The sequence below is a fragment of the Hydrotalea lipotrueae genome, assembly GCF_019249625.1.
Lineage (GTDB): Bacteria > Bacteroidota > Bacteroidia > Chitinophagales > Chitinophagaceae > Hydrotalea > Hydrotalea flava.
The window spans coordinates 1-15,452 of sequence record NZ_JAESDL010000012.1 but is presented as its reverse complement, the minus strand read 5'-3'; the positions used below and the strand labels follow the sequence as shown (position 1 = coordinate 15,452).

The 15,452-nt window shown below is 37.0% G+C and carries 8 protein-coding genes and 1 pseudogene; 1 reads left to right on the top strand and 8 read right to left on the bottom strand.

The features are described from left to right. Positions 1 to 4 precede the first annotated feature (4 nt). The 3 genes from rhaM to rhaT form a co-directional block, all read right to left on the bottom strand. Positions 5 to 382, bottom strand: coding sequence for an L-rhamnose mutarotase (gene rhaM / locus JK139_RS08485; RefSeq protein ID WP_228733177.1), 378 nt, complete (start codon positions 380 to 382; stop codon positions 5 to 7). A 92-nt stretch (positions 383 to 474) separates the two neighbouring features. After that, the gene (locus tag JK139_RS08480) at positions 475 to 2,595 is read right to left on the bottom strand and encodes a bifunctional aldolase/short-chain dehydrogenase (protein WP_218331069.1); all 2,121 of its coding nucleotides are present in this window, start codon (positions 2,593 to 2,595) and stop codon (positions 475 to 477) included. A gap of 23 nt (positions 2,596 to 2,618) precedes the next feature. After that, complete coding sequence (gene rhaT / locus JK139_RS08475; protein ID WP_074420948.1) at positions 2,619 to 3,698, bottom strand: L-rhamnose/proton symporter RhaT; 1,080 nt, start codon at positions 3,696 to 3,698, stop codon at positions 2,619 to 2,621. 144 nt (positions 3,699 to 3,842) lie between these two features. On the opposite strand from rhaT, the gene JK139_RS08470 reads away from it, so the two are divergent. Continuing rightward, positions 3,843 to 4,868 carry a GntR family transcriptional regulator gene (locus tag JK139_RS08470; protein ID WP_218331068.1) on the top strand — a complete coding sequence of 342 codons (1,026 nt, stop codon included), beginning with the start codon at positions 3,843 to 3,845 and terminating at the stop codon, positions 4,866 to 4,868. Positions 4,869 to 5,135: 267 nt separating this feature from the next. Here JK139_RS08470 and JK139_RS15860 read toward each other — a convergent pair whose 3' ends face one another. The 5 genes and pseudogenes from JK139_RS15860 to JK139_RS08450 form a co-directional block, all read right to left on the bottom strand. After that, positions 5,136 to 5,183 carry a hypothetical protein gene (locus tag JK139_RS15860; protein ID WP_394369753.1) on the bottom strand — a complete coding sequence of 16 codons (48 nt, stop codon included), beginning with the start codon at positions 5,181 to 5,183 and terminating at the stop codon, positions 5,136 to 5,138. Between the two features lie 85 nt (positions 5,184 to 5,268). After that, a pseudogene (locus tag JK139_RS08465) lies at positions 5,269 to 7,842 on the bottom strand (family 78 glycoside hydrolase catalytic domain); the annotation flags it as partial. A 288-nt stretch (positions 7,843 to 8,130) separates the two neighbouring features. Then, positions 8,131 to 10,848, bottom strand: a complete 2,718-nt coding sequence (locus JK139_RS08460; RefSeq protein ID WP_218331066.1) for a glycosyl hydrolase — start codon at positions 10,846 to 10,848, stop codon at positions 8,131 to 8,133. Positions 10,849 to 11,463: 615 nt separating this feature from the next. Further along, complete coding sequence (locus tag JK139_RS08455) at positions 11,464 to 13,182, bottom strand: discoidin domain-containing protein (protein WP_218331065.1); 1,719 nt, start codon at positions 13,180 to 13,182, stop codon at positions 11,464 to 11,466. A 251-nt stretch (positions 13,183 to 13,433) separates the two neighbouring features. After that, positions 13,434 to 15,215, bottom strand: a complete 1,782-nt coding sequence (locus JK139_RS08450) for a glycoside hydrolase family 71/99 protein (protein WP_218331064.1) — start codon at positions 15,213 to 15,215, stop codon at positions 13,434 to 13,436. Positions 15,216 to 15,452: the final 237 nt, after the last annotated feature.

The following is a 15,452-nucleotide window of genomic DNA, read 5'->3' as shown; positions in this document are numbered from 1 at the left end:
AATATCAAGGCAAATAAAAAACCTCCTGCAATGGGACAGAAACCGGAGAATTATCTGTATTTGTTTCCATTATATCTTTCATATAATTCCACCATTTTTGCATAACCGGGTGCAATGCTAAATTATCCGGCTTTCCTGCATTATTCATTTTCATTACCCCAAATAAGTTATAAGTTGTTTCATCTAAAAAAATAGAATAATCGCTAATGCCGTTAGATTTAAGCAGAAACGAAAGTTCCGGCCATAATGCTTCATGCCTTTTTTTATATTCTTCCTTACAACCTTTGTTCAATTGCATTTTAAAAGCAACCCTAACGATTCCTGAATACACCGGTGATTGTTTTTGAGTAGAATTATTTTGTATTTCATTATTAACTTGCATATTATAATTAATTAAACAAGCATACATAAGAATCAAAAGGTTGACAGATTAGAAAATCATCAACGATTTGATACTAGCTTATGCGAAAAAAATTATCTTACAAATGCCATAGCAACGCCTCCATCTACATTTAAAATATTTCCGGTGGATTTATTGAGAAGACCGCTCACAAAAGCAAAACAGGCATTGGCAATATCTTCAGGTAATATCGTTTCATGTAGCAGAGTTCTTTTAGCATAAAAATCCGGAAGTTCTTCTACTTTAATTCCATAAGCTTTAGCCCGCCCTTCAGCCCATCCATTGGCCCAAATATTAGAATCGCTAATAACAGCATCGGGATTCACAATATTAACCCGTATTTTATCCCCTCCTAATTCAGCAGCCATTAACCGGGATAAATGAGCCTGCGCCGCTTTTGCTGAACCATAAGCGGCATTATTAGCACCTGCAACAATTGAATTTTTTGAAACAATATTAATAATATCACCACCTAATCCTTGTTTTCGCATCATGTCGATTGATGACTGTGAAACCAAAAACTGGCCTTTCACCAATATATCATATAATTTATCCCAATCTTCTGTGTTATGTTCTTCAATGGGTTTAGAAATACTGATACCTGCATTATTCACTACAATGTCTATCCCGCCAAATGTAATTGCGGCCATTTTCAATGCTTCCGATATTGATAGCTGGCTGGTTACATCCAACATCACCGAAGCGGTACTATCTTTTCCAAAAAGCTCTTGAAACTTTTTTGTAGTAGTGGATAATCTTTCATCATTAATATCATTCAGAATAATACAGGCCCCTTCTTCTGCTAACTTTTTTGCAATTGCTTTTCCTATTCCCCCGGCACTGCCGGTAACCAGTGCGATTTTGCCGGTTAATGCTTTGGGGGTTGGCATACGTTGCAGCTTCGCCTCTTCCAATAACCAGTATTCAATATTGAATGCTTCCTGCCGGGGCAATGAAGTGTAGGAAGAAATGGACTCTGCACCTTTCATTACATTAATAGCATTAATATAAAATTCAGAGGCAACCCGAGCGGTTTGTTTGTCTTTTGCAAAGGTGAACATACCCACACCCGGATATAAAATTACAACCGGATTGGCATCACGCATAGCAGGGCTATTGGAGTGCTTACAAGTATTATAATAATCTGCATACATTTTCCGGTAAGCATCAAATAAGGGGGCTAATTTTTCCTTGACCGATTTTACATCATTTAGTTTTTCACCTGGTTCTAAATTCAGTACTAAGGGGCTGATTTTAGTGCGTAAAAAATGATCAGGGCAAGAAGTGCCTAATGGTGCCAGCCTGTCAAGGTCATTACTATTAATAAATTCTAACACATTTTCATTATCTGTAAAATGACCAATCATATTGGTTTGTGATGAACAAAAGCCGCGTAACACCGGCGCTAATTGTGCAGCCTGAATTAACCGTTTTTCTTTTGGTAAGGCTTCTAATTTTTTCCCGCCAAAAATTGATTTGTTCTTTTTTAAATGGTCTTCGATATAGGAAGCACATTTTTCTACTACATCTAATGTATTTAAGTAACATTCGTATGCCGTATTGCCCCATGTAAATAAACCGTGTGAACCGAGCATAATGCCTCTAATACCAGGATTTTCATCTAAACATTGTTTTAATTTAAGGCCCAAATCAAATCCTGGTCGTTGCCATTCAACCCAGCCAATTGTTCCACTGAATAATTCTTTGGTAATTTTTTTACCATCTTTGGCTGCTGCTATGGCAATAGCTGCATCGGGGTGTAAATGATCAATATGTTTAAATGGAAGAAAGCCATGCAATGGTGTATCGATGGATGGCGCTTTAGAGGCTAAATCGAATATACAATGATTAAACAGCTCAACCATTTCATCTTCGTGCTCAATACCACGATATACCTTTTTTAAGTTACGCAGGCGGTCAACATATAATGCAGCTAAACCACTTTTCTTTAAAGTACCAATATCTCCGCCACTGCCCTTTACCCACATTACTTCTGTTTCGTTGCCTGTCAGCGGATCTTTTGCAAATGTTTTGCAAGAGGTATTGCCACCGCCATAATTGGTCAATCGTAAATCTGCGCCTAATAAATTTGACCGGTAAATTAATAATGCCACTTCATCGTCTTTCATTGAAGCTGCCACTTCATCATTCCACAAATAACTTACATGTTTAAATACAATTGTTGGTTCTACCATAAAACTATTTTTTCTTCGTTAAATTATTTGATTGAATTGCCATAACCTACCATAATAACTGAAACAATAATGGTAATGATGCCAACAATAATGGTTGTTTGGGTTTTTTTACTCACTTCTTTCCATTCTTTCAATGCAAAACCCCACATATTAGCCACTAAAATGATAAACGACATGTGCAAAATCCATGAACTGGCTCCGTTACCCAACTTGCTTTCGCCCATGCCATAAAAGAAAAATTGTAAAAACCAAAGTGTGCCTGCTAATGCACAGAAAAGATAATTTTTGATAAGTGGCGTTTTTTTATCGGTGTAATCACCAAAAGTTTTATTACGAATATTTAAAAATAATGTCCATATTAAGTTAGTGGTAAGTCCACCCCACAATAAAACAATATAAATTACATTATTGCGATATAAAAAATTACCGGTTTCTAAAGGATTGGATGCCTTCCACGCCTCATTAGCAGCATCTGCCATTTTAGAACCCGCTTCAATGCCATAATTAAAACAAGCGCTAAGAATACCTGCCAGGATGCACACAATTAATCCCTTTACTAAGTTGAATTCTTTTACACTTTCTTTCTTTTTTTCTTCTGATAATTCATGTTCTTTTAAAACACCTGCTCTTCCACAAATAAAAATACCGACTAAACAAAGCACTACACCTATCAGCACAACTTGCCCCCATGATTGAGTTAGCAGGTCATGGAAAGTAGTCTTGCCATCTTGCGGGTAAAAGTTATAATAAATAGATGGAGCCAAAGCGCCAAAAGCAGAAGTAAAACCAAGTAAAACAGAATTGCCCAATGACATGCCCAAATAACGCATACCCAAACCATACATTAAGCCACCGATACCCCAAAGCACTCCCCAAAAATAAGTCCAACTAAAAGTAGAAAGCGATGATTGTGAAATAATTTCTGCAAAATGTGGAATGGTAAGCCAGGCTGCAATGGGTGGAATAATTAACCATGAGAACAAACCACCTACTATCCAAAAAGTTTCCCAATGCCAGCCTTTTACTTTAGTATAAGGCACATAAAAACTACCCGATGCCCCACCCCCAATAAAATGAAAAATAATGCCTAATATTATTTGCATAATAGCTATATGAATATTAAATTTAAGTAAAAATAATCTATCCATTTTTACCTCTGTCCTGCACTATGCTGATTCGTGCATCCATCCCTTTTTACAGTTTATATTTGTTTAATTATTGTATTAAAATATTATTTTAACCAAAAGATGTCTTACTTTTTTAAATTTATAGAATTAGATACTTTATCTGCCACACCCAAATATTTGCAGATTGCTAATTCAATTATAAAAGCAGTAATTAGTGGTAAATTACAAGACAATGATATTCTTCCCTCTATCAATGAGTTTAGTAGTGAAATGGATGTATCGCGGGATACAATTGAAAAAGGTTACAGCTATCTAAAAAAAATTGGCATATTGGCTTCTATTGCAGGTAAAGGCTATTTTATTAAAAACTCAAAATTATTACAGTTTTATAAAATTTTCCTATTGTTTAATAAACTAAGTACCCATAAAAAGATCATTTACGACTCCTTCATTGAAACCTTAGGCCAGTCGGCTACTGTTGATTTTTATATTTACAACAATGATTTCAATTTATTTAAAGAATTACTCAGTAAAAGTATTGATAATTATACCCATTATGTAATAATACCTCATTTAAGAGAAGACAATAAAACATCTACAGAAATTTTAAAACTTATACCAGCTGGGAAATTGATTTTATTAGATAAAAATATTGACAGCATGTGTGGGAATGCCAGTACAGTTTATGAAAATTTTGAACAGGATATTTATAATGCATTGGAAGAGGCGCTTCCCCATCTCAATAAATACCACACTATTAAAATAATATTCCCAAATTACACTTATCACCCCAATGAAATTTTGAATGGATTTGCCAGGTTTTGCAGCGAATATGCCTTTAACCACAATGTTATTGATGAAATAGAGGAAGAAAATATTGAGGATGGTATAGTATATATTAGTTTAATGGAAGATAATCTGGTAACGCTAATAGAAAAGATTATAGACAGGGAAAAAGTAATTGGAAAGGATGTTGGCGTTATATCATACAATGAAACACCTTTAAAAAAAATTATTCTCAACGGCATTACTACAATATCTACAGATTTTAAGTTGATGGGGGAAAAGGCGGCAGAGATTATTTTAAATAAAGAGCAAGCTCATTATGCCGTTCCGTTTCAATTAACATTAAGAAATTCTTTGTGAAACTGTATGAATTGAATATTGTAAGCAAAATGGAAATACAAGCATATTAGCGTAAACATCCTAATTTAGTAGTAGGGGTAAAACTATTAACTTTTATCAGCAATATTTAAACAGAATGTAATTTTGAAATTTTAAAAAGGGGGCTACTACAACAACCTAACAATTAAAGGAAAAAAGATTAATGAGCCCCCTTGCTTTTCATAGGATTAGGGAGTATTTATTTTAGCTGAGATGTAAAATGATAATGACCGGAGCCTGCATTAATTATCATATATCCTCCTTTCTGGCTGATAATTTCAAGGTCTTTTGAATCAGAAACAGGTAGGTCGCCTTCCCAAATTGTGGTTCCATTTTTTGCGGGAACAAATATTGTTGCTGATGTGTTGGCTGGTATTTCAACATCCATGATTATTTTATCCCCTTCAATTTTCCAACTATTACTAAGTTTTCCATAATAAGTAATCAGGCTTGCTGATGCAAAACTGAAACCACCACCAATATGCGGTTTTATTTTGATGTGCTTATACCCTACTCCGTCTTCATACGTATCCAGCCCCACCATTTTGCGATACATCCAATCGCCGATGGCACCATAAGCATAATGATTAAAAGAATTCATGCCTGGGTTTTCAAAAGTTCCACCAGGTTTTTCTCCATCCCATCTTTCCCAAATAGTGGTAGCGCCCATCTTTACAGGATATAACCAGGAGGGATAGGTTTCCTGCAACAATAATTTATAGGCTATACTATCATAACCAAAACGCGTTAACACATGGCATAGGTATGGCGTGCCTAAGAAACCTGTTGTAAGATGAAAATTGTAACTCTTAATATTTTCAGCCAGTCTTTCTGCAGCCTGTGCCCGCAGGTTTTCTGGCAACATATCAAAATTGAGTGCCAGCACATAGGCCGTTTGTGTACTGGAAACAAGGCGCCCGTTGGGGGTCATGTATTCTTTTATAAAGGCATCTTTTATTTTTTTCAAAAGGCCGGAATAAAAAGAAACATCTTCAATTTTACCTAACACATTTGCAGCATTTATTAATAATTGTGTGGAATGTGCATAAAAGCATTGTGCAATTAAATATTTATCAGTAACAGCAGCACGGCCATCATTATCATCATCAGGACGATAGAATAACCAATCGCCAAAATTAAATCCGGTATTCCAAAGATTATTAATACTTTTTTTGTGCATGTATTCTACCCAAGCTTTCATACTGTTGTATTGATCATCCAGTATTTTTTTATCGCCATAGGCTAAATACATATTCCAAGGTATAATTGTAGCCACATCAGACCATCCGGCAGAGCCTGCTGATTTGGGGCCAAGCACATTTGGTATTACAAAGGGAACGCTACCATCCGGCAATTGATCCGCTGCTACATCTTTCATCCATTTTTCAAAAAAATTATACACCCCCATATTAAAAGCAGCCGTTCTGGAAAATACCTGGGCATCTCCTGTCCAACCAAGTCGTTCATCGCGCTGTGGACAATCAGTTGGAACATCTAAAAAGTTTCCTTTTTGCCCCCACTGAATATTATGTTGCAATTGATTAATTAGGGGATTGGATGTAGTAAATGTGCCAGTTTCTTTCATGTCTGCATAGATTGCAACGGCCGTAAAATCATCAGGATTCAGATCTCCTTTTATCCCTTCAACTTTTATATACCGGAAACCATAATAGGTAAAATGCGGTTCAAAAAATTCATCCCCATTCCCATTAAGGATATAAGTAGAAGTGGCTTTGGCAGCCCGAAGGTTTTCGGTATAAAAGTTGCCTGCCTTATCCAATACCTCAGCATGCTGTATCACTACCGTATCACCCGCATTCCCCTTCACATGAAGCATTACCCAACCCACAAGATTTTGTCCGAAGTCGATTACTTTTTCTCCTTTGGGTGTAGTGATAACCTTGATGGGTTTAAAAGTTTCATGTTTTTTTGCTGGTTCGTTATAAGTAGCCACGAGGTTGCTGTAGGAAAAATTCTCCACTTTTACGCCGTTCCATTTTGTATCATCATATCCGGGCATTTCCCAGCCTGCTTTATTTTTTCGGGCATCGATGGTTTCCCCATTGTAAATGCTGGAGCTGATAATACTACCTGTGGAGCATTTCCAACTTTCATCAGAAAGTATGGTTTGCTTAGATCCATCCGCATAAACAATTTCAAACTGGAGCAGAAGGGAAATGTCTTTCCCATAAATATTCTTATTATTTTCCCATGCCAAATGCCCGCGGTACCAGCCACTGCCCAGCGTTACACCAATGACATTACCGCCTCTTTTTATCAAATCGGTTACATCATATACCTGGTACTGAAGCCGTTTGTTGTAGCTCGTCCATCCGGGTGTAAAATAAGCATCTCCTACCCTTTTGCCATTTATCTGTGCTTCATATAAACCATGTGCTGTAATATAGACAGTAGCCGATTTTATTTTTTTAGAGGCATTAAATTGTTTTCTAAACATGGGGCTTGGGCGCAGAACGGAATCTTCTATATAACCTGGTGCAATCCATTTTGCTTTCCATTCATTATTATTTAAGAGTGCCATTTGAAAAAATGCAGGGGCACTCCATGCAGAAGATTTTCCTTCATTATCCCAAATCCGAACCTGCCAGAAATATTTTTTCCCCGATTGCAAAGCTGCTCCATTATACATTACATGAACTGATTGATCAGAAGTGATTTTACCGCTATTCCATTGCAACTTTTTCCCTTTTTCCAATGTGGATATGTTTTCGCCCACCCTTATTTCATAAGCTGTTTGCATTACCTTCCTTTTGGGGGAATTTAATTGCCAGCTCAATTGTGGTTGTATAATACCAACGCCAACAGGATTGGTAAGGTTTTCTGTAAGCAGGTTCTCAACTTTTATCTGAGCCACAGATGTATTTACTAACAGAAGAAAAATAGAAAATAATAACAGAAAAATAGAAACCCGAAAAAGTGAATATATTTTAAGCATCGTAAAATAGATTTAACAGTGAAGTATCAAACATAATGAATCTAAAGTGAAATTAGTTTAACATTTAATAATAACCATCCTGCACTATCCGGCTTATTAATTCAGATTTGGCAAATAAAAATATCATTGTTGCCCGATTAAAATCGGGGTTAACTAAGCTGTATCCCATTTCAATAAAGGATTACAGCTAATAAATTAATTGTTTTAAATTTAGTAGTAGTACCCCTTTTAAAACCATATCATCTAATTATGAAAAAATCGTGTTTTTATTTCGCACCAATACATTCATTAAAAAACCTCTCTTTGAATGATAACCGGCCCAATCAATCCTGATTCTAATAAAGGGGAGTTTTTGTTATATGGGTCATAAGTTGTAAATGTATATCTTTCACTTGTTCGTTTTTCACCTTTTAAAAGCCATTCGGGAAATTGCCCATCTTTTACACCATCATACGGCAAATGATCATCACCAATCAAACGGTTTGGCCATAGATTAGCTACTGATATCTCCAACTGATTATTCTTTTGTTTTACTATTCCTGTAATATCTACTTTCCATGGGGCGGTCCATACCACTCCCAAATCATGTCCGTTTATCACTACATGGGCCATGTTTTTCACATTTCCCAAATCAAGGTAAAGCCGTTTATGATTGCTGGTATCGCCTGCTGTAGGGAGATCAAAATTCTTTTGATAAACTGCTATTCCCGAATAATATTTTATACCATTTTCCGAGCGGCAAGTCCAATCCATAAGGGTATCAAATTTTACTTTTTCAGGTCCTCCCAATTTAGAATCGAAAGCTAACATCCAAGGCCCATTTAATGTTGCTATTTTTTCCATTTCAGGAAAATTCTTTCCCCGGACTGTTGCTCCTATTGAGCCTTTTGCAAATACGATGAAGTAACTCTGGTAAGTATCAAATTGCAATGGCATGGTGGTTTGTTCATCATTTACAGAAAATTCAGGCAATCTCCTTGTTTTGCCGGTTAAAGGATCCCAAAGTTCAGGATATCCCTTATTCGAACGGAAAATACAATTAGCTTTTACAGGATGATTGCTACGATTAGATACAAAATAAATATCCCAGTCTTTTGAGGTTCGATGTGTATAACGAAGCGATGCAGATGATTCAAAATCTTTTTTCACATCCATTTTATTTAGTAAGTTGGAAGTAAAATCATAATCAGGATAAAGCGTCCCCAACTTTTGATTGATAAGATTTTTACCCCATATAATTTTCCCTTTTCCATAAATACGATCAGACACTTCATCAGGAACCTGCATACTTCCCCACAGTTCTTTAGCCATTACCCCTACTTGGTGGTCACATTCTGGATAATTAGATAAACCTGGTGATTTTCGGGGAGGATTGCCTATAGCAACAGCGCCATCTTTAATAAGTTCTTTAACTTTTCCAAGCAACGCTGGACTCATAGTTGCAACAGCTGGCAAAACCATTAATCTGTAGGTAGCACCACTTGGGAATATGATTTGATGATTCTTTACCGAAGCAGAATATAGTTGCCCGGGAGCACATCCATCAAAATTATATCCACGCCTGTCGGGAAGAATAGAATCACCCACCATTGCCGATGATGGCGGAAGAAAAACCTGCGGGGCGCTTTCTGGTGTTAAGTACAAAATGTCAGCAACTGATTTTCCTTGTTGTAAAATATACTGACAACGGGAAATATAAGTATGATAATCAGATACCATCGGCCACCATGTCTGTTTTCTATCCCAACGAACTCCATACGGACCCATCGTCATGCCGGGACGTAATGAATCAGCTAAGGGTTTGTGTTCAAAAGTGTGATAAAAAAAACGATTAATACCGGCTGCAAAAGCCCAGTCTCCCTGGTTCTTCATAGATCCGGGATATTGTTTCCACGCTTCGCTTCCTCCGGCGGTAAAGGCTTCTGCCTGAACGACCGGGATTCCTTGAATGTGTGCAACAGAAGTGGCTTCTATACAACTAAACGAAGAGTTAAATCCATACCCTTTGCTCCAAAACTCGCACATTGGATTATCTGCTACTGAGCCAAGTTCCAGGTCTGCAGTTGGGTTCATATCATAGGGTTCAATAGATAATCTCAACCCGTGTCGGTGCGCATATTTTTTTACTTGCCAGGCATGATATGCTAAAACTAATTCCTGACTAGTTTGCCGCAAATCCCATAAGAACCGTTCACTTACCTCCCGGTTCTCTACAATATTGCCAGCATAAACGGGAAAAAACGGCAAAGGATCATATCCTCTTCTTTTAATAAATTCCTGCCGGAATTTTGGTGTCCAATTTTGAGATCCCATTTCCCAGCTATCTATGTGGAGTACATGTAACCCTCCGAACTTTGTTGTATCAATAGTTCCTATATTATTGAGAATGGTACCTACGTATTTTTCAAGATGAGCATTTAAAGCAACTGTGTCAAATTTATCAGCTTCAAATCCTAAACCCTGGACAGGTGCGGGGCGGGTAACAGCCCCATTGTTGCGACTTCCAAATCTCATGATCGTCCAGTTACCAACAGGAGCTACCCAGTTTAATGTTCCATCAGGCCGAAGTTTATCCGTAAGGTCAATAATCTGATTTTTTTTGATGTCTGCAGCAGGTGCATCCGCATAATCACTAAATGAAGCTAAAAACGGTTTAACGCCTGGTTTTGAGCTAAATGGAGCACGATAATAAAGTGCTTTTTCATCAATGTCTTCTATTTTTTTATTAAGCGCAGGAGTTGGAAAGGCAAGCACGGCAACATCTTTATAGAAATCATTCCATTGTTTTTTTAATTCCGGAGAAAACACTCCTTCACCAAAATATGGCTTTTTGGGTAATGGTACGGGGAGTTTAATTTTATGGTTACCTGGTCCTGAAACATAAATTGTACTGGAAACCAAATGTTGCATCGACTGGTCAGGAGCAACCCAAGGCCCGCCACTTCCGTTCCATCCAGGCCATATTGTTAAAAAGACTATGTTTTGTTCAATAACAAAGCCAGTCATAAACCTGACTGTAAAGCGGCTGTCGCTCCATGGGGCGGGGTTTCATTTGCCCAAGGTGTAGGGCGTTCCTACATAACAACCGAGTAAAGGCTTTCCGTTGTATTGCTCCATAAGCGCTTTAATTCCGGATGGGCCGGATTATTCAAAAACCACTGGTCTACCTAGTTCGCTTTTCTTGTAAGAAGACTGTTAGAAACCGCAGAATCCTGACCAGGCACCGGGTTACCGATAAAAATGGAAATATTGGGTGTCTTCTTTCCTTCAGCCCTCATTTTACTATATTCCTCAAATATATCTCAAATATATAAAGGTAGATCGCTCAATCATAGCAAAATCAGGCCTAACCGTATCAGTAAGTACTACTTCATCCATTGTAGTATGATAATCCAAATCATTCGACCAATCTATCCAAATAAAATCTACTCCCGCATCAGCAAGCCACTCCGCATGCTTTCTAATAATTGCCCGGTCATCTGAAAAATATTTACCTAAAGTTGGAAATGTTCATACGTTGTTGGAATCCCAAAATCCACTACGACACCAATAAATGTCTAAAATCTCGACTATTAAAAATCAGATAATAATTATTGAATATCCGCATGATTTAGAGTTTTTTCATGGTAAATATGACCAAACGTCGCCTGATTTCATAGTTACCTGCGGGCTTGTATATAACAAAGTAGTGCCATCAGAATCATATATATAAAAATGCCCGGTTTCGATATTGGTATTCATATATAAATAGATTTCATCTGGTCCATGAGCTCTTTCAACATCGCCCCATCTTGCCTGAGTTCTGTCACTAATAAATATAACTTTTTTGGTAAGCCACCTAGCATGTAAAGAATTATGATCAAGAGTACTCACGCTACCCGCTCCATAAATCACACCTAAAAGCTTATTTGCATTTGTTACGAAGCCCATAGAAGTAATATACTGATCACCAGTATCCGCATTATTAAAAAGTAATTTACTGCCAGAAAAATTTGTAAGACTTGTACCTATGCTATATCTCACGAAATTTGAATTAAGCTGTAAACCCATCAAATAATAGGATGTTCCATTGTAATTAAATTGCTTAACATCTTGTGCTATTAATTTTTCATTTAATGCATCTCCTGTGTAAGTAAAATTAATTCCATCAGTACTAGTAGCATGATGAATATTAAAGGTGTATCCATTGGAGACAGAATTAAAATCATCAAAAAATAAGTGATAAAGCGCTCCGTCGTAATATATTACATTAGCGCCATTTACATCAGCATTAGTAAAATTATTATACCCTGACATATTGATTAGATAACTCGTTAATCCTGATGAGGGGGTCCAAGCAACACCATCAGGGGAAGTGGCGTATCCCGGTTTATTTAAACCACCATAAGCAAGTGAAGTGTAATACATATGCCAAGTCCCGTCTGATTTTTTAATAACAGTTTCATTATTCACATGATCAAACACTCCATGATCAATCATTAGGGTATGCGTGCCAAAAGTAGAAAATGTATCACCTGAAACAGTTATTGAAACACGATCATGTCCATCTGTAGTGCCATCCCAGCCGCCAAAATAAATGTTCCAAGCACCGTTATTATATACAATATTCGGGGCATAAATATTACTATTGCCACCTGGAATTGCGGCAATGATCGGATCTCGATCATCTTGATTCCAATTTGAAATTCTGTTAGGATCAAAACTCCCGGATCCTACATTTTTAATGGTATTTCTTTGAAATGCGCCATTATTAGTAAGTAATTGAAAATGATTAAAGCCCGAATCGTATCCAGCAGCTACATTTGCTAACTGAAAATAAAAATTTGATCCATCCGAACTTAAAGTTGTGGCAACGATTTGAATCCCATCTGTGTTAACGGTACTAGAGATTGGTATCGTCACACCAAGTCCCAAAGGTGTTGGGAAGTTTGTAAATGAAGATAATAGAACCCAAGTGGATCCTGTTGAATAATAAATTTTAAAGTCAACAGGGAAACAGGTGGCTGACGATCCAACATATCTTGGCAAAAGCCTTACATAATTTACATTATTAAACCCTGAGAAATGAAAATTGATTGATTCCGTATTTGAAGCCGTGGTATGCGCACTTGAACTCCAAAAAGTCGAAGTACTTGTATCAATCGCATTTGATACCGGAAAAGTTGCAGTTGTTGATGAAGCCGAAACACTTTGTATAGAAATATCGGTGGAAATTGAAATGTCATTCGTGGTTGAAAGTGTACCTATCCGGTTTAGATTGGAACTGGTATTATCCTTAGTGCAACCGACTAAATACATAAAGGAAAGTAATAAAACTGTTTGGTAATTTAAAATTGTCATATAGCAATCGATTTAATTGTTTGAACATATAAATCAAAAATAGAGATTAATAATTTCCAATCTATCCTGTCCTGCCCTTTCCTGGATTTCTTTTAGAATTATTTGTATGATGCTCCATCACATTCTGATTTAAAACGACTATAACATATCACTCTTACAAAACTTCTGTGGCATTTTTCTTTTTAGTTTAATCCTAGTGTACTTTGGTTTAAAGTACATTGCCGGTAAACAGGAGGATTTTTTACGCTAAACTATCTGATTGTTTTATAATGAAAATTAGACCTGCCAGCTGGAGCGACATCTCCATTCACCCAAAAATCCATCACATCATTTTCCCGCTGCATATTGTCTGACCATTTAAATTCGAAATCAAGATCATCTTTTACACCGAGCATGGATCTGGGAACTTTGATCTCAAGCTTATTATCCTTCAAGGCATAATCTAAATCGCCAACTTTTTGCCATTGCCATCCATATGCACTTTTTTCCAAAATTGCTTTTTGGTTTGGACTAATCCGATTGATTACAAAATCATAACCTTCCCAGCCTGTGTTTTTATTTCTGTCAATATCTACAAAAAGTCGCATCCAGCCAGCGTCCGTTTTTGGTGTTAGGTTTCCAGCTGTTTCTACATAGAAATAAACAAATTGGTCGTCCCTTGCTACTTTTGCCAGCACAATATCATTGCGGCCTGTATTATTGGCATAATGAAGACTCCCCCAACCATCACTGTTGCGATGTAAAGTATTTCCCTTATACGAATTATAGCTTGGCATAACGTGTTCCCATTCTTTAAAATTTCCATCAATTGAAATTGTAACCGGAGCTGATATAGCCTCTAGAACAGGCATACCTTTAAAGCGACGTATATTGCTTACCATCTGATAATAATAATCATCACCATGGCCATTTTTCATTGGTTCAATATCTCTGCTACCTTCTTCATTAAACTCATCCGGGAACGCATTTGTTTGCTGCTGCCACATTTCATATCTGCCTGCTATCCATTCATTCCAACCGGTAATAAAAACAAATTCAGGATTTATTTCCAATGCCCTATACCACTGCTCCTGAAAATTATAACCATTGTTTACTGCTCCAGGCTCTGTAATCTGTCCTCGCTTACTGGTATAACTTCTGCCAAAAGTACCTGGAGCATTCATTGCAGTTAAACCTCTTTCCTTTGACCAGTTTTGTGCTACACCTACAGTCACCTGCTCAAATCCTCCATTAGCATTTTTCCCAAAGCCATGTTGAGGGTAAATTTCTAACCATCCCCATTGATCCGGTCTTTCGGGTCCTTTATTATATACAGGTTGACCAGGCCGGAATGTGAAGAAATTACGTATTTCCCGATTCAACTTAGTACTATCAGCAGCCCCTTTCACATCTGCAACCAACTCAGGCATGGCCATAATTAGAGGTTTGCCTTTCCAAATAAACCAAAGGTCTTTATACAAACCTGGTTTGTAAAGCTCTCTGTATAATTTTCTAATAATTTCTTTACCTCCAGATGAGAACCCGAACGGGAGCATAAAAGCTGTTTGAGGTGTTTTTACACCATCTTTCCGTGCTTTTGAAAATACTTTACATAATTTTATATAAGATTCTTTCCAGGTCATATTTCCATTTGTACAATCGAAGATGATAACATCCACGCCGGCATCTGCCAGCATTTCTGCATGCTTGCGTAGTACCCATTCATCCGTGTCCCGATAATAGCCAAACAAAGGTTCACCCCAAAACCATGGACTTTTCGTTTTGGGCCAGATAGGGTTTTTATAATCTTCTTTGGCTTTTGGGTCGCGAGCAAGGTATTCAGTGACATTAAATGGTGGATTGTTTTTGCCTTGCCGGGTATGCCAGGTCCAATAAAATATGCCAACGAATTTATCTTTTTTGGGGCCGCCTACTTCTGCATAGTCCGGCAATTTTCTACCTAATGCATCTGTAGCTACAGTATTGATGCCGGGAGATTGCGTATACGATCTCAAACAATAAACAATAAGGATCAAAAACAAAATATATTTCATAATGTAAAATTTACATATTATTAGACCCATAACTTCAAATGCTTACAGCCAAAATCATTAAGATTGAATCATTCACGACATCTTTACTCCAAACCAATACAGTTAACTATTAAGCGTATTGGTAATTTAAACTCTCTATATTTGTTGGCATGAAACAATAAAAATGATTAAATATACCTACCTCTAAATTTTCATTTGTTACCAGCCTGGATTTTGTGTTACGTTAGGCATTTTGGT